Annotated in this window: 19 protein-coding genes and 2 pseudogenes; 12 read left to right on the forward strand and 9 right to left on the reverse strand. The window is 73.5% G+C overall.

Features of this window, described 5'->3' with window-relative positions:
• Positions 1–40: 40 nt before the first annotated feature.
• On the reverse strand, positions 41–637 hold the full coding sequence (locus OG310_RS32195; protein WP_329459362.1) for a helix-turn-helix domain-containing protein: 597 nt from the start codon (positions 635–637) through the stop codon (positions 41–43).
• A 221-nt stretch (positions 638–858) separates the two neighbouring features.
• On the opposite strand from OG310_RS32195, the gene OG310_RS32200 reads away from it, so the two are divergent.
• Complete coding sequence (locus tag OG310_RS32200) at positions 859–2,007, forward strand: NAD(+)/NADH kinase (protein WP_329459363.1); 1,149 nt, start codon at positions 859–861, stop codon at positions 2,005–2,007.
• Between the two features lie 23 nt (positions 2,008–2,030).
• On the opposite strand, the gene OG310_RS32205 is transcribed toward OG310_RS32200, so the two are convergent.
• From OG310_RS32205 to OG310_RS32220, 4 genes are all read right to left on the reverse strand, one after another.
• The gene (locus OG310_RS32205) at positions 2,031–2,549 is read right to left on the reverse strand and encodes a DUF4190 domain-containing protein (RefSeq protein WP_329459364.1); all 519 of its coding nucleotides are present in this window, start codon (positions 2,547–2,549) and stop codon (positions 2,031–2,033) included.
• Positions 2,550–2,640: 91 nt separating this feature from the next.
• The gene (locus tag OG310_RS32210) at positions 2,641–3,645 is read right to left on the reverse strand and encodes a PHP domain-containing protein (protein ID WP_329459365.1); all 1,005 of its coding nucleotides are present in this window, start codon (positions 3,643–3,645) and stop codon (positions 2,641–2,643) included.
• A gap of 616 nt (positions 3,646–4,261) precedes the next feature.
• On the reverse strand, positions 4,262–4,909 hold the full coding sequence (locus OG310_RS32215; RefSeq protein WP_329459366.1) for an LAETG motif-containing sortase-dependent surface protein: 648 nt from the start codon (positions 4,907–4,909) through the stop codon (positions 4,262–4,264).
• Positions 4,910–5,540: 631 nt separating this feature from the next.
• On the reverse strand, positions 5,541–6,827 hold the full coding sequence (locus tag OG310_RS32220; protein ID WP_329459367.1) for an FUSC family protein: 1,287 nt from the start codon (positions 6,825–6,827) through the stop codon (positions 5,541–5,543).
• Between the two features lie 70 nt (positions 6,828–6,897).
• Between OG310_RS32220 and OG310_RS32225 the strand changes: the two genes are divergently transcribed.
• Positions 6,898–7,653, forward strand: coding sequence for a uracil-DNA glycosylase (locus OG310_RS32225; RefSeq protein WP_329459368.1), 756 nt, complete (start codon positions 6,898–6,900; stop codon positions 7,651–7,653).
• 57 nt (positions 7,654–7,710) lie between these two features.
• Here OG310_RS32225 and OG310_RS32230 read toward each other — a convergent pair whose 3' ends face one another.
• Complete coding sequence (locus OG310_RS32230) at positions 7,711–8,676, reverse strand: LLM class F420-dependent oxidoreductase (protein ID WP_329459369.1); 966 nt, start codon at positions 8,674–8,676, stop codon at positions 7,711–7,713.
• Between the two features lie 207 nt (positions 8,677–8,883).
• Here OG310_RS32230 and OG310_RS32235 point away from each other — a divergent pair, with 207 nt between their 5' ends.
• Together OG310_RS32235 and OG310_RS32240 are read left to right on the forward strand one after the other, a co-directional pair.
• Entirely contained in the window at positions 8,884–9,108 is a 225-nt protein-coding gene (locus OG310_RS32235; RefSeq protein WP_329459370.1) for a hypothetical protein, read from the forward strand.
• Between the two features lie 100 nt (positions 9,109–9,208).
• Positions 9,209–9,658 carry a flavin reductase family protein gene (locus OG310_RS32240; RefSeq protein ID WP_329460488.1) on the forward strand — a complete coding sequence of 150 codons (450 nt, stop codon included), beginning with the start codon at positions 9,209–9,211 and terminating at the stop codon, positions 9,656–9,658.
• 122 nt (positions 9,659–9,780) lie between these two features.
• Here OG310_RS32240 and OG310_RS32245 read toward each other — a convergent pair whose 3' ends face one another.
• Positions 9,781–10,131 carry a DUF6479 family protein gene (locus tag OG310_RS32245; protein WP_329459371.1) on the reverse strand — a complete coding sequence of 117 codons (351 nt, stop codon included), beginning with the start codon at positions 10,129–10,131 and terminating at the stop codon, positions 9,781–9,783.
• Positions 10,132–10,828: 697 nt separating this feature from the next.
• Here OG310_RS32245 and OG310_RS32250 point away from each other — a divergent pair.
• The 7 genes and pseudogenes from OG310_RS32250 (at position 10,829) to OG310_RS32280 (ending at position 16,018) form a co-directional block, all read left to right on the forward strand.
• Positions 10,829–11,836: a cation diffusion facilitator family transporter gene (locus tag OG310_RS32250; protein WP_329460489.1), complete on the forward strand. Its 1,008-nt coding sequence runs from the start codon at positions 10,829–10,831 to the stop codon at positions 11,834–11,836.
• Positions 11,837–12,045: 209 nt separating this feature from the next.
• Entirely contained in the window at positions 12,046–12,222 is a 177-nt protein-coding gene (locus OG310_RS32255; protein ID WP_329459372.1) for a hypothetical protein, read from the forward strand.
• Positions 12,219–12,707, forward strand: coding sequence for a monovalent cation/H+ antiporter complex subunit F (locus OG310_RS32260; RefSeq protein ID WP_329459373.1), 489 nt, complete (start codon positions 12,219–12,221; stop codon positions 12,705–12,707). Before OG310_RS32255 ends, OG310_RS32260 begins: the two co-directional genes overlap by 4 nt.
• Positions 12,700–12,936: pseudogene (locus tag OG310_RS32265) on the forward strand (Na(+)/H(+) antiporter subunit B); the annotation flags it as partial. The gene OG310_RS32260 and the pseudogene OG310_RS32265, both read left to right, overlap by 8 nt.
• Positions 12,937–13,067: 131 nt before the next feature.
• Positions 13,068–13,876: pseudogene (locus tag OG310_RS32270) on the forward strand (MnhB domain-containing protein).
• A 10-nt stretch (positions 13,877–13,886) separates the two neighbouring features.
• Positions 13,887–14,234, forward strand: a complete 348-nt coding sequence (locus tag OG310_RS32275) for a sodium:proton antiporter (RefSeq protein WP_329459374.1) — start codon at positions 13,887–13,889, stop codon at positions 14,232–14,234.
• On the forward strand, positions 14,231–16,018 hold the full coding sequence (locus OG310_RS32280; RefSeq protein ID WP_329459375.1) for a complex I subunit 5 family protein: 1,788 nt from the start codon (positions 14,231–14,233) through the stop codon (positions 16,016–16,018). Before OG310_RS32275 ends, OG310_RS32280 begins: the two co-directional genes overlap by 4 nt.
• A 93-nt stretch (positions 16,019–16,111) precedes the next feature.
• On the opposite strand, the gene OG310_RS32285 is transcribed toward OG310_RS32280, so the two are convergent.
• Positions 16,112–16,654, reverse strand: coding sequence for a universal stress protein (locus OG310_RS32285; protein WP_329459376.1), 543 nt, complete (start codon positions 16,652–16,654; stop codon positions 16,112–16,114).
• Between the two features lie 196 nt (positions 16,655–16,850).
• Positions 16,851–17,309 (reverse strand): nuclear transport factor 2 family protein, encoded by a 459-nt coding sequence (locus OG310_RS32290; RefSeq protein ID WP_329459377.1) that lies wholly within the window; start codon positions 17,307–17,309, stop codon positions 16,851–16,853.
• 106 nt (positions 17,310–17,415) lie between these two features.
• Here OG310_RS32290 and OG310_RS32295 point away from each other — a divergent pair, with 106 nt between their 5' ends.
• Entirely contained in the window at positions 17,416–17,970 is a 555-nt protein-coding gene (locus tag OG310_RS32295) for a TetR/AcrR family transcriptional regulator (protein WP_329459378.1), read from the forward strand.
• Positions 17,971–18,089 lie beyond the last annotated feature (119 nt).

Raw genomic sequence — 18,089 nt, forward strand, 5'->3', positions numbered from 1 at the left:
CCGCGCCCGCCGGGCGGGACCGGCGCGCTTCCCCCACGGCTCAGTGCGGGGCGTTCCCCGGCTCCTGCGGGTCACGCAGCCCCGAGCGGTAGTGGAGCAGGAGCACCGAACGGACCGGCCCGTCGGGCGCCGCGTAGCAGTGCGGCAGCGAGGCGTCGAACGACACGTAGTCGCCGGGTCCGAGCTCCACCCGGTGCCCGTCCACCTCGACCGCGAGGGTGCCGCTCTGCACCACCGTGTGCTCCGTGCCCGCGTGCCCCAGCGACGGCTGCCGGGAGTCGGCCCTGACCTGCTGGTCGTAGAGTTCCATGATCACGCCGCCGGTCTCGATCCGCTGGAGCGGCCGCAGGTCGACGCCCTCCCCGCTGAGGACGTCCGTCTCCGCCGCGCGCACCACCGTGACCGTGTCCACGTGGTGCGTGTCCAGCAGGTCGGAGATGGGCATCTCCAGAGCGCGGGAGAGGCTGAAGACGGTCTCGATCGTCGGGTTCCCGGTGGCCGACTCCAACTGGGAGAGCGTCGCCTTGCCGATCTTCGACAGGCGTGACAGCTCGGACAGCGACAGGCCGCGGCGCGTCCTCTCGCGTCTGAGGTTCGCGGCCAGCACGTCTCGTACCGCACTGTTGACCGGCTTCACGCGGAACTCCTAGGGGCTGTCGGGCACGTTCGCTTCAGCGTACGGGCGGCGGGATCCATCCGTTCGACATAGTGAACGGTCGGGGAGGGTGAGGCGGAACGTACCTGGCCTCGGAGTGTAAAGCGCCCGTCCCACCCGCCTGCCCCGGGCTCCGGATGGGGGCAGAGTGGGATGACGGCACTCGTGCCGGACGACGACACTCTCGCCAGGGGAGCGCACCGATGACCGTGAAGCGGATGGGGCTCGTGGTTCACCACGGCCGCAAGGAGGCGATGCGGGTCGCCGCGGCCGTCCACACCTGGGGCGCCCTGCACAACGTGCAGTGCACGGAGATCGACGTGTGGGACCAGGACAAGCCGCGCCACGGCGAGAAGCACGATCAGAGCGCCGCGGGCAACCCCGACCTCGTCGTCACCCTCGGCGGGGACGGCACCTTCCTGCGCGGGGCGCGGATCGCGGCGAAGGGCGACGGGGCCGTGCTCGGTGTGGACCTCGGCACGGTCGGATTCCTCACCGAGGTGCCCGCCGAGGACGCGGTGGCCGCGCTGGACGCGGTCGACCAGGGGCGCGCCATCGTCGAGCACCGCATGACGCTCTCGCTGCGTGCCTCCCGCCCGCTGCGCATCCCGTCCCGGATGGAGGCGCTCCTGCGCTACGGGCGCGGGCCGTCACTGCCGCCGCCCGAGGTGCGCGAGGACACGAACGGCATGGACGACTGGGGCGTCGCCCTGGACACCATGGCGCTCAACGACATCGTCGTGGAGAAACTCGCCCGCGACCGGCAGGTGAGCCTCGGTGTCTACCTCGCGGGCCGGCTGTTCGCGTCGTACTCGGCGGACGGCGTCATCGTGTCCACGCCCACCGGTTCGACGGCGTACAGCTTCGCCGCGGGCGGCCCGGTGCTCTCACCGCGCATGGACGCGGTGGTCTTCACGCCGGTCGCCCCGCACATGAGTTTCGACCGCACGGTCATCGCCGCCCCCGACGAGCCGGTGGCCCTGCGGGTGCTGCCGCACTCTGGCGCCGCCGCGCTGAGCATCGACGGCCAGTTGCGCGGCGTGCTCGATCCCGGCGACTGGATCGCCGTCTACGCGAGCCGGTACCGGCTGCCGCTCATCAGGCTCGCGCCCACGGATTTCTACCAGCGGCTGCGCCACCGCTTCCGGCTCAGCGACGCGCCCGCGACGGACGTGGACGCCCAGACGGACCCGCTGGCGAGGCCGCCGGGGCCCGTCCCCCCGGACCTCGCCCACCTGCGCCTGCCACCGGAACGCGCGCGCCCCGGCGCGCCGGGGCACGGAGGGGAAGGCGGCGACGCGGACGGGAGCGGCGCGCACGAGGAGGAGGGCGGGAGCGGCCGGGGCGCCTGACGGCGGGCCGCCCCGGCCGCGACTCAGTGGCTGACGTCGTGCGAGAAGTCGTCGGCGCACTTGTGCTGGTCGGCCCGGCCGTGGGCGTGCTGGAGGCAGTCGCTGTAGCTCTTGAAGCCGTCCGAGTTCAGGATCGAGACGCCGAGGCCGAGGATGACGCCCCCCGCGATCAGCCCCAACACGCCGAGCACGACGCCCACTACGGCCATCCCGCGCCGCGGCGCCCGCCCGCCGCGCGCCCTGCGGGCACCGACGAACCCCAGCACGATCGCGACGACGCCGAGCACGATGCCGCCGAAGACCGTCCAGAACAGGACGCACGCCACGATTCCCAGCACCAGCGCGGCGACCGCCATGCCGTTGCCGGGCCGGGGCCGGGGTCCGGCGTCCGCGTAGGGCGGCGCGGACGGGACGCCGTACGAGGAACCGGCGCCCGGCCCGCCCGCGCCCCAGGGCGAGGCCTCGCCAGGACCGGGGGAACCGGAGTGTTCCGAGGGCTCCGGCTGACGCGGAGGTTCCGAAGGACTGGAGGAGGACGGCATCTGACATCACTTCTTTCCGCGGGCTCGGCGGATCGTCCTTCCGCTTGTGCCCCCGCACGGCGCGGCCAGTCCGGCCCGGTCCCCTCGCGCGTCAGTGCGCCCAGTCGAGCAGGTCCGCCAACTCCCAGGTGTTCACGACCCGTTCGCGCGGCACACCGCACTCCTGCGCACGTGCGCAGCCGAGTTGCCGCCAATCGAGCTGACCCGGGGCGTGCGCGTCGGTGTCGATGGCGAACAGGGTGCCCGCCGCCACCGCGGCACGCAGCAGCCGGCGCGGCGGATCGAGGCGCTCGGGACGGCAGTTGATCTCCACGGCCGTACCGGACTCCGCGCACGAGGCGAACACCGCGTCCGCGTCGAAGTCCGACTCGGGCCGCCGCCGCCCCGACAGCAGTCGGCCGGTGCAGTGCCCGAGCACATCCGTGTGCGGATCGCGTACGGCCGCGACCATGCGGCGGGTCATGGCGGCCCGGTCCATGCGCAGTTTGGAGTGCACCGAGGCGACCACCAGGTCGAGTCGTGCGAGGAGCCGCGGATCCTGGTCCAGCGAGCCGTCGTCCAGGATGTCGCACTCGATACCGGTGAGCAGCCGGAACGGCGCCCAGCGGGTGTTGAGTGAGGCGACGACGTCCAGCTGTTCGCGCAACCGGTCCGCGGAGAGCCCCCGTGCGACGGTGAGCCGGGGGGAGTGGTCCGTGAGCACCGCCCACTCGTGACCGAGCGCGATCGCCGTGCGGCCCATCACCTCGATCGGACTGCCGCCGTCCGACCAGTCGGAGTGCAGATGGCAGTCGCCGCGCAGGGCCGCGAGCAGCCGCTCCCCGCCCTCCACGAGCGGGCCGCCCGCCTCCTCCTCCAGCCGGGCCAGGTATCCGGGCACGGACCCGTCGGCGGCCTCCCGTACGACCTCGGCGGTACGCGGACCGATGCCCGCCACCTCGGTGAGCGTTCCCGCGGCGAGACGGCGCGCCAGCTCCTCACCGGGCATCTTCGACACCACGGAGGAGGCGGTGCGGAACGCGCGCACCCGGTACGTCTTCGCCCCGGACCGCTCCAGCAGGAACGCGATCCTGTCGAGCGCCGCAACCGGGTCCATGCCCGCCATTGTCGGCGAGGGGCCGCGGACGCGCATCCGCCGGGTGCGGGGCCGAGCGCCGGGACGCGAGGAGGCCCCGCGATACGGGCGGGCCCCGGGACACGAGCCGGCGCCGGGACGCGAGGAGGCGCCGGGACGCGAGGAGGCCCCGCGATACGGGCGGGCCCCGGGACACGAGCCGGCGCCGGGACGCGAGGAGACCCCGCGACACGAGGAGGCCCCGCGATACGGGCGGGCCCCGGGGACACGAGCCGGCGCCGGGACGCGAGGAGACCCCGCGACACGAGCAGACCCGGGGACGCGAGGAGCCCCGGGATGCGAGCGGGCCCCGGGACACGACGAGGCCCCGCAGCGCGAACGCTGCGGGGCCTCGTACGCCCTGCCTGTCCTCGAAGAGGCGCCGCGTCCCCCGACGCACCGCTCCTTGCCGTACGGAACCTGCCCGGCCGCCCCGGTGGGGGCGGCCGTCCGTTCCCTGCCTCGTGGTCGGCGGTCAGCCGGCCGGGTGCCGCCGAGTGCCGGCGGTGGAAGACCCGGCCGTGAACCGACATGGCCGGCGGAACGGGGCGATCCGGTTCATTGCTGATCCGGTCGCGCGGACCTCAGCGGGAACGGGTCAGTGCTGAGCGGCGCGACGCCTGCGCGACGCCCACAGGATGCCCGCACCAGCGACCACGACGACCGCGGCGGCACCGGCGATGACCGGCGTCGAGCTGGACGAACCGGTCTCCGCGAGGTCGCTGCCCGACGGGCTCGGCGAGGAGACCGGGGCGGCAGCGGCGGACGAGGTGGACGACGACGGCGCCGGGGTGGCGGGCGTCGAGCTCGCCGGGGTGGAGCTCGCCGGCGTCGACGGCGGCGTGGACGCCGGAGTCGTGGCAGGCGGGCTCGACGGCGGAGTGGACGGCACGGGGCAGCCCGTGGCCGTCTTCGTCTCGTCGTCGTTGTACTGGGAGCCGTCCCCAGCCGTCACTACGAGGTGGACCGACTGGCTGCTCTGGGTGGGCAGCTTGAAGTCCTGGTGGAACGTGCTCTTGAAGTCCTGGTCCACGGTGAGCGAGTCGTCACCCTGGACCGTGACCTTGACGTGGTTGGTCGCATTGCCGTTGTAGGCGGACAGGTCGACCGTCGCGGTCGAACAGTCGACCGTCAGGTGCGGTGTGTGCGCGGATGCCGAGCCGGCCGAGAGGCCCACGCTCAGCACGCCGGCCGCCGCGACCGATATCAGGGCACCGGGGCGCCTGAGCGATCCGAAACGAGTCACAGATTTCCTCCGCGGAAATTACAGCGCCGCCTCCGATGGCGGTCGCGCGCGCACAGTACCGCCCTCCCCTCGCGTGCCTTCAATCGCCGGGGTCAACTCAGGCTCCTCACGCACCGGATGTCCCAGGTTGGGAGGGTGCCGGCGCCCTGGAAGCGATCGTTCGGGCGGGCGAAATGCGCCGAACTTCCCCACGTCAGGCCGCGTTTGTCACAACTAAACGATAGGTGAGTAAAGAATCAGTCAAGTGTCGTGGTGGCGCCTCTGTCCGCCGTCACCGACACCCCGGCGCACCAGCGAAGGCACCTCCGCGGCGCACTCCCTGACGCCCGGACAGCGGCAGCGCGGCCCCCCGCATGCCCTCCGGGCCCGGCCCGTCAGGACAGCCTCCGCGTCGGCCCCGGACCGCCCCCGGACTGCCCGGGCCGCCGCATCGCTGCCCGACCCCTGCCGCCGGCCAGTGCATCACGCTCCCGCCGGATCGGGCCCCAGCCCAGGCGCGGTCCGGCCGAGTCCGCAGATTCGGGCCGGTCCCGGCGGGTCCCGGCCCGGGGCCGCGCGGTCCGGCTCCCCGGATCCCGGCGACGGGCCGTGGTCCTGACGGACCGGCCGGCCGGCCGTCGAAGGACCCGCCTCACCTGCCGCTGCCCGCCCGCTCCCGGCGGGCCGCCCGCCGCGCGTCCCACGCGCTGCGGGAACGGCGGGACATCCGGCGGGTCCGGGCGCGGGCCTCGGTCAGCCGGGGGTGCCGCTCGCGCTGCTCCCGTGTCGAGCGGTCCAGTTCCTCCATCAGCCGTTTGGACCGGCTCTCCATGTCCAGCTCGGCGAGGATGCGGTCGAGTTCCGCGAGCAGAGCACCGTGCAACTGCCACTGGCGGGGGTGCTCCTGCACGACGTCGAGCAGCAGCTGTGCCGCGTACTCCCGCTCCCTGCGGGCCCCCTCCAGGTCCTCGGCGAGCCGGGTCTCGGCCCGCTCCGCGCTGGAGCTCGCGGACGAGGTCACGAGGACCGCGAAGCTCACGATCGCGTCGGCGATCCTGCCGATGGCGCTCTCCAGCGCGGCGCCCGTCTCCGGCGGGAAGAGCGGTTCGTCCCTGCGCTCCTTCGCCAGGTCGGTCAGGGTCCGCGCGAGGACCCGTACGACCACGGCGCAGATCTCCAGCGTGTCGAGCCCCGTTCGCAGCACCACGCGGTGCAGCAGTCCCTCCCGTACGCGGGGATTGAGGCGCAGACTCTCCTCGGCCTGCCGCAGCTCGGCGTCCACCTCGGTGATCTCCTGGTCGATACGGCGCGCCTCGTGCAGCCTGGCCGCAGCGGTCTCCACCGCCGTACGGCTCGTCAGCCCGTCGCTGACCCGCAGCAGCAGCTGGCGCATGCGGCGCGCCAGGCCTTCCATGGACTCGCCCGCCGTGTCGACCCACACGGGCGGGATGAACAGGAAGTTGAACAGCAGGCCGACCCCGGCGCCGATGAGCGTGTCGAGGATCCTCGTCCACGCGGTGGACTCCACCTGCACCTGGGTCACGCCCAGCACGAGCATCGCGCTGATCGCCACCTCGACGACGAAGTCCCCCGCGCGCACGATCCGTCCCACCACGAGCGCGAGCAGGATGATCGACGCGAGGCTCCACCAGGCGAGGCCGACCAGGGAGCTGAAACCGACCGCCACCAGCACGCCGGTGACCACGGCGTTCACCCGCGTGAGGCTGAGCCGGATGGTCGAGTACAGCGTCACCTGCGTCACGAGCAGCGCGGTCAGCGGCGCGGTGAGCGGTGCCGCCTCGTTGGACAGCCGCTCCGCCACGATGAACGAGATGGTCGCCGCCGCCGTCGAACGGAGGATCTGGACGACCACCGGCTCCTTGCGCAGCCGAAGGAGGCGCGCGAACGCGGCCTTCACACTCTCTCGGACGTCGGACACGTCACGTCCCTTCCCCCTCGTAGGTCACTCGGAACGGCGCGGACCTGCGTCCTCAGGTACCGTCACCCGAATGCGAGACCCGGAGGACCCGGCGTTTCCGGTGGCGGCGGCCGGATCCGCCACCACGGTGACGGAACTGGACGAGCGCCTGCCCCAGTGCGCCGCGTGCCCGCGGCTGGTCGCCTGGCGCCGCGAGAAGGCGCACGACGACCTCCCGGCCTACCGAGGGCAGGAGTACTGGGCACGTCCCGTACCCGGCTTCGGCCCCGTCGACGCACCCCTGCTGATCGTGGGTCTCGCCCCGGCGGCGCACGGCGCGAACCGTACGGGCCGCATGTTCACCGGCGACCGGTCGGGCGACGTGCTGTTCGCCGCCCTGCACGAACTGGGGCTCGCGTCCCGCCCCGACCCGGTCTCGGCGGACGACGGCATGACCCTGCGCGGCGTCAGGATGAGTTCGCCCGTGCGGTGCGCGCCCCCGCAGAACCGCCCGACGCCGGGCGAACGGGACACCTGCCGCCCCTGGCTCGCCCGCGAGCTGGAGCTCCTCGCCCCCACGCTGCGCGCGGTGGTCGTCCTCGGCGCGTTCGGCTGGCAGGCGCTGATGCCGCCCCTCGCCGCGGCGGGCTGGTCGGTTCCGCGCCCCCGCCCGGCCTTCGGGCACGGCACACGCGTGACCCTGCGCGATCCTGCCGGGAACCGGCCCCTCGACGTATTCGGCTGCTACCACGTCAGCCAGCGCAACGTCTTCACGGGGCGTCTGACGCCCGGCATGCTGCGGGAGGTACTGGCCGGCGCCGCCGGCGTGGCGGGCGCGCTGCCCTGACGCCCGGCGCGGGCGCCGCGGCCCCGAGCCGGCGCGGCCCGGGCCCGGAGAGCGCCCTCACAGCTCCCGCAGTGCCGGCAGCAGCTCCTCGCGCGACCACTGAAGGAACGGCTCCTGCTGGTCACCGCCCACCTGGATCAGCGCCACCTCCGTGAACCCTGCCTCCACGTAGGGTCGTACGGCGTCGACGAACGCGCCGACGTCGTTCCCGCAGGGCACCGCGGCCGCGACGTCCTGCGGTGTCACGTTCGATGTCGCACCCGCGAACGCCTTCGTGGTGGGGAGCTCCGCGTTGACGGGCCACGGGTTGACGTTCCACCGGAACTGCTCGTGGGCCCGCTCGATCGCCGCCGAGCGATCCCGGTCGAACGCCACCGGAACCTGGCCGACCACGGGCTTGCCCGCGCCGCCCGCGCGCCCGAAGTCCGCGACGACGGCGGCGTCCGGGTCCGTCGCGATCAGCAGATCGGCCGACCGCCCCGCGAGCGCCGCGGACTTCGGGCCGGACGCGGCCACCCCGATCGGCGGTGCCTCGTCCGGCAGGTCCCAGAGTTTCGCGTGCTCGACGTCGTAGTGCGCGCCGTGGTGCGTCACGTACCCGCCCGCGAACAGCGCGCGGATGATCTCCACGGCCTCCTCCAGCATCTCGTGCCGGACGCTCGCCGCCGGCCACCCGGCCCCCACCACGTGCTCGTTGAGGTTCTCGCCCGCGCCGAGACCGAGCCGGAACCGGCCCTTCGAGAGCAGCTGCAGGGTGGCGGCCTGCTGCGCCACCACGGCCGGGTGGTAGCGGATCGTCGGACAGGTCACGTACGTCATCAGCGGTATGCGTTCCGTAGCCCGCGCGGCTGCCCCCAGTACGCTCCAGGCGTACGGGGCATGGCCCTGTTCGTCCAGCCACGGGAAGTAGTGGTCCGAGGTCACGGAGAAGTCGAAGCCGGCCTGTTCGGCGCCGACCACGTGCTCCACCAGCTCCAAGGGCCCGGCCTGCTCCGTCATCATCGTGTATCCGATACGCACCATGGGCGCCGGGTAGCCGGATCGCGGCGCTCGAAACTCCGCCTTTCGGTGCGCGGTCCGCGTTTCGCCGCCGCGCCGGGGGTAACCGGAAGCGTCGTACGGCGAGCCGAGCCGGCCGGCCGGGCCGCCAGGGACAACCAAGGGACAACCAGGGGAGAGCCGATGGACGGACGGGGACGGACTCGCCCCGCGGCGTTACCGCCTCGCGGTGTGCTACTGCCGATCGGACTGGGAGCGCTGGCCGGGGCGGTGATCGGCGCCCTCGGCGTCGCGCTGCTGTGGCACGGGCGCCCCGAAAGGCCGGACGCCCCCGCCCGCCCGGCGGCGGTCACCGGGCACGTCGCCGAGGAGCGCGCCGGGTCCGCGCGGACCTGCCGGGAGTACGGCCCGCGCGCCGGGCACGCCCGCGCGGCCCGTCACCATGCGGGATCCTGACCCGGGTCCGCCGGGCCGAGGCGGAGGACCCTGGCCGCCGTCTGGCGGCCGAAGAAGGGACCACGGCGTGAGCGGGATCGCTGACCTCCATGACGGCCCGATGTTCGTCGTGACCGCTGCCGCGGCCGGTGACCGCGCCGGCTGCCTCGTCGGTTTCGCCGCGCAGTGCTCCATCGAGCCGGAGCGCCACATGGTGTGGCTGTCGAAGGCGAACCGCACCTGGCGGGTGGCGTCGGCCGCCGCGTACCTCGGGGTGCATCTGCTGGGGCCCGACCAGCGCCCGCTCGCGGAGCTGTTCGGCGGGCGGACCGGGGACGACACCGACAAGTTCGCCGGGGCCGGGGCTCAGGACGGCCCTGGGGGTGTGCCGCTGCTGCCCGGCGTCCCCGCCTGGTACGTGGGCCGGATCGAGAGCCGCACGGACGGCGGTGACCATGTCGGCCATCTGCTGACGCCCGTCGCCTCGGGGGTCGGGAGCGGTGCGCGGCGCGGCCGCGTACTCACCCTCGCGGACTGCCTCGACATCACCCCGGGACACCCGGCCGGCTGAGGCGCCGGGCCCGCGGCGGGCCCGTACGCGATCGACGGCCGGTACGTGCTCAGAGCACGTACCGGCCGTCGGGCCGTTGTCCACCCTCGCGGGTCCCGGTGCGGGGCCCGCCCTGCGGCGTCTCAGGCGAGCGGCGGCGGCCCCTTGGGTTCCTCGTCCGAGCCGTCGTGCGGCTTGACCTCGTCGCCGTGACCCCCGAGTTCGTGCGGCAGCAGCCGCCCGCCGTCGGTCGGGAAGGTCTCGTTGGAGTCCGCGGAGCCTTCCACGTGGCTCTGGTGCTCCGGCCTGCGGGGCTGGTCGCCCGGCTTCGGGTGGCGGTTGAACTCGGACCTGCGGCGGAAACCCAGCCAGAATCCTCCGATCAGGATGAGCACCACGACCAGCCCGATCACGAACGCCCAGACGCCCGTCGTATTGCTCATCGCCAGGACGATGTCGTGTGCCTGAAGTGTGTGCGGTGGGTTCATGGTCATCCGGGTACCCCTTTGCCCGCGGGTGATGACCACGGCTCGGCCGTGAGCGGCGTTTTCTTCACCCGGCTGGGCGAAAACCGGGCAGACCGCGTGTTTGTGCACCGTCCGCAGGGGCGGGCCCGCTGCCGCGAACGCCCGCCGCACCAGGAAGGGCCGGGCCGCGGGTCTCCTGCCACCGGGCCACGCGGACCGTCCCGCCGGGTGGCCCGGCGAGCGTAGGGGCGGGCGTTTGCGCCCGGGGGCCGAGGGCACGCGGTGACCGTGCGCGTCCGGTGCGCACACCGGCCCACCGGCCGCCCCCCGGGGCGCGCGGTAGGAGGTGTGCCACACCGGTGATGCCCCGCTCGCATGTCGGTACGGCGTCCCCGTCCGCGTGGTTGTGCGCCCCGCCCCGGCCCGACGGCGGCGGGGTGCCGTGCGACGCCATGGCGGTCCCCTCGCCGTCCCGCCGTGCCCGAGAGGCCTCGCGCCGGGCAGTCGGCAGACGAGGCCCCGAACACGTCGGGGCAGAGGTGGGGTGGGGCGATTGAACCGGGAACAGCCCGAGACGACGTACGACGCGGCGCACGGCGGCGCCGACGGCGACCAGCGGGGCGCGACAGCGGGGGAGGCGGCACGGACCGCCCGGGCCGGCGGCGCGCCCGGTCGCGAGGAAGCGACTGCCCCGGACGCCGGGCCCGCGGACGGCGAACGGGGCATGGACACGGACGGGGACCGCGCCGGGGACACCGGCGGTGAAGACACGCCGGAGACGGCGGGAAAAGCGCAAGGGTCGGGAGAGGCGGCCGACAGCAAGACGCGCGTGACCGTCCTCATCGCTCTCGCGGCGAACCTGGTCATCGCCGTCGCCAAGGCGGTGGGCGGACTGCTCTCCGGCTCACCCGCGCTGCTGTCCGAGGCGGCCCACTCCGTCGCCGACTCGCTGAACGAGATCTTCCTGCTGGCTTCCCTGAAGCGCAGCCGCAAGGCGCCCGACAGCGACCACCCCTTCGGCTACGGCAAGGAGCGCTACTTCTGGGCACTGCTCGCGGCCGTCGGCATCTTCGTGATGGGCGGGTGCTTCTCCGTCTTCCAGGGGGTGCAGGCGCTCGGTTCCGACGAGAACGAGGGCTCAACCGGTTATATCGTCGGCCTGATCGTCCTCGCCGTGGCTCTCGTGGCGGAAGGCACCTCGTTGACGCGGGCCCTGATCCAGCTGCGCGCGTCGAAGAAGGGCGCCGCGCAGGATCCGACGCTGCGCACCGTGCTCGCGGAGGACTCGACGGCCGTGCTCGGTGTCGTCCTCGCCATGCTGGGCATGGCGCTGCACTGGATCACCGGGAACATCGTGTGGGAGGCGAGCGCGTCCTTCGCGATCGGTGCCCTGCTGGTCTACATCGCCTACCGCCTCGGCTCCGAAGCCCGTGCCCAGCTGATCGGCGAGACGGTCGACAAGGAGACGGTCCGGCGTATCCGGGGGCTCCTCGACGAGCAGCCCGAGATCGACAACGTCGCCGCCCTGCTGACCATGAAGCTCGGCCTGGACTCCGCGCTGGTGGCCGCGCGCGTCGACCTCTCGCCGGGCATGGACAGCGAACGGGTCGAGCTGGTCTGCGAACGCATCAAACGCGACGTCACCCGGACCTGGCCCGAGGCCGATCAGGTGTTCATCGACATCACCGAGGCGCCTCCCGCCGAGGGACGCGACGCTGAACGGCAGAGGTGAACCGCGGCCTCATGCGACGCCCGCGGCGGTTCCCGGCCCGCGACGCCGTGCGGCACCGGCGCGCGTCGTCGTGCGCAGGCCCCGTGGGGCGCCCTTCCGTGTCGTCGTCCGACGGCGCGGGTGGACTCGCGCGTCGTGTCCTGGCCGTCCCCGGCCCGGTGCTTTCATGGCCGGACCCCGGGACCGTCACGAGTGGAGGTGAGCGGACCATGGCCCACAAGGGTGTTCTCGCCGCGGAACTCGTTGGCTGGTGGGCGGCTCTCGTCGCGCTGTGGCTGATGCTGATCGGCCCCGTCGACCCGGTGGAGTGGGCTGTCGGTGTTCCCGCCGGGCTGCTCGGCGCGCTGGCCGCGTGCGGGGCACGGCGGGCTGTGGGGCGGTGGTGAACGGCTGGCTGCTCGCCGCGGTCCTCGTCCTCGGCTGTGGGGTGGGACCCGCCCTGTGGGGCGCGGCGACGGGTCCCGTACGGCGGCGGGTCGTCGCACAGAACGTCGCGACCCTGCTGGTCTGCCTGGTGCTGATGCTGCTCGCGCAGGGGTACGACCGTCCGTCGGCCTATCTGGACGCGGCGTTGCTGCTCGCCCTGCTCGGTCCGGCCGGCACGCTGATCTACGCCCGGCTGTTCGCCGAGGAGCTGGCCGCGGACCCGCCGCGCGCACGCGCCACCGATGTGGCGGGGGTCCTCGCCTCGGCTGCCGTCGTCGTCGCGCTGTGCGCGGTCACGACGCCCGGCAGGGCGACCGTGAAGATCGTGCTCATCGGGGTGCTGCTGGTGGTGGGCAACCAGGTCTCGTCGAAGGCGCTGCGGGCCCGTCCCCCGACCGGGGCGCCGCGAGCGCCCGATCCCCAGGAACCGGTGCGCCATGAATGACACCGTGATCGTCGTCGCGCTGCTGCTCGTCGCCGCCGCCGCGACGTCCGCTGTCCTCGTGCGCGATCCGGCCCGGCAGGCGCTGGTCCTCTCGATGCTCGGGCTGAGTCTCGCCGTCCTCTTCCTGGTCCTGCAGGCCCCCGACGTGGCGCTGTCCCAGCTGGCCGTGGGCTCCGCGCTCACACCGCTGCTGTTGCTGCTGTCCGTGCGCAAGATCAGGCGCGCCCCGGCGCGGGCACCCGAAGCGCGGACGGAGCCGGGCGGGCAGGCGGGCTCCGGCACGGTGGCGGGGTCCGATGGCCGGGCCGGCCCTCCGGGCGAGGGGAGCGGCGGCGCCGCGGACGGCCCGGGGGAGGGGCGTTGAGCCGCCGCACCCGCCTGTGGACGCTCGCCCTCGGCATGCTCGGTGTCGCCGCGCTGCTTGTCTGGGCGTACACGGGGCTGCCGCACTTCGGGCAGCCGCACCATCCCTACGGCGACCGGGCGGTGCACGCCTCGCTGTCCCGGCGGACCGCGAACGTCATCTCCTCCGTCAACTTCGACCAGCGGGGCTTCGACACCCTCGGCGAGGAGTCCATCCTCTTCGGGGCGGTGCTCGGCACTGTCGTCCTGCTGCGGCAGACCCGCGACGAACGCACGGTGGCGCCCCGTCCGGCCGGCGTGCACCCGGCCGTCCGGCGCTACGCCCTCCTGCTGCTGCCCGTCACCCTGGTCGCCGGGATCTACATCGTCGCCCACGGGCAGCTCAGCCCCGGCGGCGGCTTCCAGGGCGGCGTGGTGATCGCGACGGCCATGCACCTGCTGTACATCGCGGTCGACTACCGCGCCCTGGAGCGGATCAGGCCCCTCGCCCTGTACGAACTCGCCGACGCCGTCGGAGAGGGCGCGTACCTGATGCTGGGCATCGCGGGAACGCTCGCGGGAACCTCGTTCCTCGCCAACTTCCTGCCGCTCGGGACGTTCAACACCATCGCATCCGGGGGGACCGTGCCGCTGCTGAACGCGGCGATCGGGGTGGAGGTGGCCTCGGCGGTGGTCGTGCTCCTCGCCCGCTCCTCGACCAGGCCCTGGAGATCGAGCACCGGCCCGGCAACGGAGGGCAGCGCGGCGGACGGTCGGGCGGCAGCCGGATCGGCCGGAGCAACCTGCCGCCAGAGAACGGAAAGTGAGTCGGCCCCGATGTCCCTGCTGCCCTACCTGATCGCTGCCTGGATCTTCCTCGTCGGCGCCTACGGCCTCGCCACCAGCCGGAACCTGATCCACGCGGTCGGATGCCTCGCTGTGTGCCAGTCCTCGACGTACGTCCTGCTGCTGGCGGTCGGTTACCGCACGGGCGGCACGGCTCCCGTCTTCTCCGACCTGAAGCCCGGCTCGCGCCCGCTCGTCGACCCGGTCGTCCAGGCCCTCACCCTCACCGATGTCGTCGTGGGCGCCACCCTGACCGCCCTGCTGCTCGCCCTGGTCATCCAGATCGACAAGCGGCACGGCACGGTCGACCCCGACCACCTCTCCGAGCTGCGCGGATGAACGAGCTCCTGCCGTTGATCGTGGCGGCGCCGCTGGTCGGTGGCGCCCTGCTCGTCGCGTTGGGCCGGCGGCTGCCGCGCCGGGCCGCCGAGACGCTCGGCATGGTCTTCGCGGCCGTGCCCGCCGCCCTCGCCCCGGCGCTGCTCGCCGGCTCGTCCGCCACGGCGGGCCTGAGCGAGTGGGTCGGCGGCTGGACCCCGGTGCACGGGCACAGCGTCGGCATCGTCCTGACCGGCGACCACGTCGGCCTCGGTCTCGCCGCACTGGTCTCGCTGCTCGTCCTTGCCGTACTGGCCTATTCCTGGCGGTACTTCGACGAGCCGCCGCACCGCCACTCGGGGTCGTTCCCCGCGCTCGTGCTGCTGTTCCAGGCCGGTATGTGCGGATTCGCGATCACCGGGGACCTGTTCAACGCGTTCGTCTTCTTCGAGCTGATGAGCGTCGTGGCGTACGCGCTGACCGGCTACCGGGTCGAGGAGGCGCGGGCCGTCCAGGGCGCCTTCACCTTCGGTGTCGTCAACTCGCTGGGTGCGTACGCCACTCTCACCGGCATCATCCTGCTGTACGCCCGTACCGGCGAACTCGGGATGCGCGCCGTCGGCCGGGCGCTCGACCGTCAGGGTGGGCCCGACGGCCTGGTCCTCGCGGCCTTCGTGCTCGTGCTGACCGGGTTCCTGGTCAAGGCCGCCGTCGTGCCGTTCCACTTCTGGCTGCCCGACGCGCATGCCGTCGCCCCCACCCCGGTCTGCATGCTGCTGTCCGGGGTGCTGGTCGAACTCGGCGTGTACGGCGCGTGGCGGGTGTACTGGACGGTGTTCGCGGGACCCGGCGGCGTGCCGCACCCCGACGCGGGGCGCGCCCTGATCATCCTCGGTACGCTCTCCGCGCTGGTCGGGGCCGTCATGTGCTGGAAGCAGCGTCATCTCAAGCGGATGCTCGCCTACTCGACCGTCTCCCACACCGGCCTGTTCCTCATCGGTGTCGGCGTGCTCACCCCGGCCGGCGCGAGCGGTGTCGCCCTGTACGTCATCGGGCACGCGGGCACCAAGGCAGCGCTGTTCGCGTGCGTGGGCATCCTCCTGGACCGGTACGGCAGCGTCGATGAGCACGAACTCCACGGGAAGGGCCGTGAACTCCCCGTCGTCGGTGTGCTCTTCGCCGTCGGCGGGCTGGCACTCGCCGGAGCACCGCCGCTCGGCACGGCACTGGGCAAGGCACTCACCGAGGGGGCGTCCGGCGCGTGGCTGACCGTGGTGTTCGTGCTGACGTCGGCCGTCACGGGTGGTGCCGTCCTGCGGGCGGCGGCCCGTGTCTTCGGCGTGAGCGCCCTGACCGGTCGCGCCGCCCCGCCGCCCGGCCACCAGGCGTACGAGACGAGCGGAGAGGACGAGGAGCCCGAGTCCACCGGCACCCTCACCAGGGTGCCCGTCACGATGCTCGCCGTTCCGGCGGTGCTCCTGCTCGGCTGCCTGCTCACCGGTTCCGTGCCGGCCGTGGCGCGGGCCGTCGCCCGTTCCGTGGACGGCGCCCTGCCGGGCGGGGTGACCGCGCCCGCCGTGTGGTCCGTGCCCGGGGTGCTCCTCGGGCTCCTCTCGACGGGCCTTGCCGCGGGGCTGGCCGCGTACGCCGTCCGGCGCCCGCACGGCTCCCGCTCCGGGGGCCGCGACCTGACGGCCCCGCTGCGCAGGCTGCACTCAGGGCACGTCGGGGACTACGTCGCCTGGATGCTCGTCGGGATGGCCGTGCTCGGGGCTCTGGCCCTGCCCGGTGTCATCAGTGGCTGAGAGTCCCGCTCGGAGAGGGCGGAGGCCGGCGGCGAGCCGCAGGGGCGCCCGCGTGCCGCGCGATCGCCCGCGGGGACGTCGTGTCCGGCCCGCTCAGACCTCGCTGACGCCCGGGCGCTCCAGCTCGCCCAGGTCCAGCCGCAGCCCCCGGCCGCGGCCCGCGGTCTCCAGGGTGCGCTGGAGCGGGGACGGCGGGACCGTGAGAACCGGGCACGCGGCGTGCGCCACGCAGTAGCGCGCCACGGACGGGAAGAGGGCCCGGTGCAGCAGGCCCCGGTGGCCGGTGCCCACCACGAGCAGGTCGTTCTCCCGGTCCGCCACGCCCACCAGGGCCTGCCCCGGCATGCCGCGCGCGACGAAGCACTCGGTCGGTACTCCCGGCTGCCCACCGCCGAACGCCCGCTCGACCGTCCCCAGGAGTTCGTGCACGGCGGCGCGGCGGCAGTCCTGCGAGAGCGAGGTCGACCCGACGGCGCCGCGCGGTCCCAGTTCCGCCGGTGGCGCCTCCCAGGCGAGCACGACCCAGAGTTCCCCGCCGGCGCCGCGTACCTCCGCCACCGCCCGGTGCAGGGCCGCGAGGCTGCCGAGCGACCCGCTCACCCCGACGACCACACGGCGTCCACCCGCTGTCTGCATGGCTCTTCACACTCCTCGCCGAGGGTACGGCGCTTGTCCTCCGGTCTCCATTGAACTGCGGCCCGCACCCGAGGCGGGGTGGCGTTGGCACGTTCCTGACGCGCCGGGCCGCCGCCCTTGCGCGGCGTTGACGGACGGACGCGGGGCGATGCGCCCGCAGGGCCCACCGCGTCCCGTGGCACCGGTCCGGCGCGTCCTACTGGATCGGGAACGGCACCCCGTACTCCGATTCGGGACGGGGCCCGTGGACGCGCCGCTCGCTCTCCTCGATACGGACGTCGTTGATGCTCGCCTCGCGGCGCCTCATCAGGCCCTGCTCGTCGAACTCCCACAGTTCGTTGCCGTACGAGCGCCACCACTGGCCGTACGCGTCGTGGCTCTCGTACTGGAAGCGTACGGCGATGTGGTCGCCGTCGAAGGCCCACAGCTCCTTGCGCAGCGCGTAATCGAGTTCCCGCTGCCATTTGTCCGTCAGCATCGCGACGATCTCGGCCCGGCCGGTGAGGAAGGTCTCGCGATTGCGCCATACCGAGTCCTCGGTGTACGCGAGCGAGACCTTCTCGGGGTCGCGGGTGTTCCAGGCGTCCTCGGCGGCCTGGACCTTCTGCCGCGCGCTCTCGGCGGTGAAGGGCGGGAACGGGGGCTTGGCGCTCATGGGACGGGCCTTCCGACAACGGGGAGAACCAGCGTTCTCCCTTCCGCTGATACCGTATGGACGACCGGATATCAGGTCAAGCTCACGCGACGAACGGGACGAAACCATGGATGGCACGGCCGCCCGGCAGCAGGCGCTGGACGCGGCGGAACACCTGTTCTACGGGCGCGGCATCCGGACCGTGGGCATGGACGAGATACGTACCGCGTCCGGGGTCTCGCTGAAACGGCTGTACCAGCTCTTTCCGGCCAAGGATCAGCTCGTGCAGGCGTACCTGGAGCGGCGCGACATCGCATGGCGGCAGCGGCTCGCCGATCGCGTGGACCGGGAGAGCGACCCCGCCGCCCGCATCCTCGCCGTCTTCGACCATCTCGGCGAGTGGTTCTCCGAGCCCGGCTTCCGGGGCTGCGCCTGGATCAACTCCTACGGAGAGCTCGGCGCCACCAGTGCGCCCGTCGCCGCGCTCGCCCGGGCGCACAAGGCGGCCTTCCGCGGATACCTGCAGGGGCTCGTCGAGGCGGCGGACCTGCGGGACGAACTCGCCGACCACCTGCTGCTGCTCGCCGAGGGCGCGATGGTCACGGCGGCCATCTTCGGCACGCCGGACCCGGCGGCCCAGGCCCGCTCGGCCGCGGCCCTGCTGCTCGCCGCCCAGGCCTGATCGGGTCTGCTCCACCCGCGAGACGACCGCTCGCCCGGGGCCGCGCACCGACCCCACCTGGAGCAGTATGGAACGAACGGGCCCAAAGAGCTCGTACGCGTGTGAAAGGGGCGGTGGCC

Source organism: Streptomyces sp. NBC_01497 (assembly GCF_036250695.1).
Classification (GTDB): domain Bacteria; phylum Actinomycetota; class Actinomycetes; order Streptomycetales; family Streptomycetaceae; genus Streptomyces.

Bases quoted from the DNA above. Each gene is read 5' to 3' on its own strand.
- OG310_RS32200 (WP_329459363.1), top strand. From the start codon at position 859: ATGACCGTGAAGCGGATGGGGCTCGTGGTTCACCACGGCCGCAAGGAG.
- OG310_RS32205 (WP_329459364.1), bottom strand. From the start codon at position 2,549: ATGCCGTCCTCCTCCAGTCCTTCGGAACCTCCGCGTCAGCCGGAGCCC.
- OG310_RS32210 (WP_329459365.1), bottom strand. From the start codon at position 3,645: ATGGACCCGGTTGCGGCGCTCGACAGGATCGCGTTCCTGCTGGAGCGG.
- OG310_RS32225 (WP_329459368.1), top strand. From the start codon at position 6,898: ATGCGAGACCCGGAGGACCCGGCGTTTCCGGTGGCGGCGGCCGGATCC.
- OG310_RS32230 (WP_329459369.1), bottom strand. From the start codon at position 8,676: ATGGTGCGTATCGGATACACGATGATGACGGAGCAGGCCGGGCCCTTG.
- OG310_RS32240 (WP_329460488.1), top strand. From the start codon at position 9,209: ATGTTCGTCGTGACCGCTGCCGCGGCCGGTGACCGCGCCGGCTGCCTC.
- OG310_RS32245 (WP_329459371.1), bottom strand. From the start codon at position 10,131: ATGACCATGAACCCACCGCACACACTTCAGGCACACGACATCGTCCTG.
- OG310_RS32250 (WP_329460489.1), top strand. From the start codon at position 10,829: ATGGACACGGACGGGGACCGCGCCGGGGACACCGGCGGTGAAGACACG.
- OG310_RS32255 (WP_329459372.1), top strand. From the start codon at position 12,046: ATGGCCCACAAGGGTGTTCTCGCCGCGGAACTCGTTGGCTGGTGGGCG.
- OG310_RS32275 (WP_329459374.1), top strand. From the start codon at position 13,887: ATGTCCCTGCTGCCCTACCTGATCGCTGCCTGGATCTTCCTCGTCGGC.
- OG310_RS32280 (WP_329459375.1), top strand. From the start codon at position 14,231: ATGAACGAGCTCCTGCCGTTGATCGTGGCGGCGCCGCTGGTCGGTGGC.
- OG310_RS32285 (WP_329459376.1), bottom strand. From the start codon at position 16,654: ATGCAGACAGCGGGTGGACGCCGTGTGGTCGTCGGGGTGAGCGGGTCG.
- OG310_RS32290 (WP_329459377.1), bottom strand. From the start codon at position 17,309: ATGAGCGCCAAGCCCCCGTTCCCGCCCTTCACCGCCGAGAGCGCGCGG.
- OG310_RS32295 (WP_329459378.1), top strand. From the start codon at position 17,416: ATGGATGGCACGGCCGCCCGGCAGCAGGCGCTGGACGCGGCGGAACAC.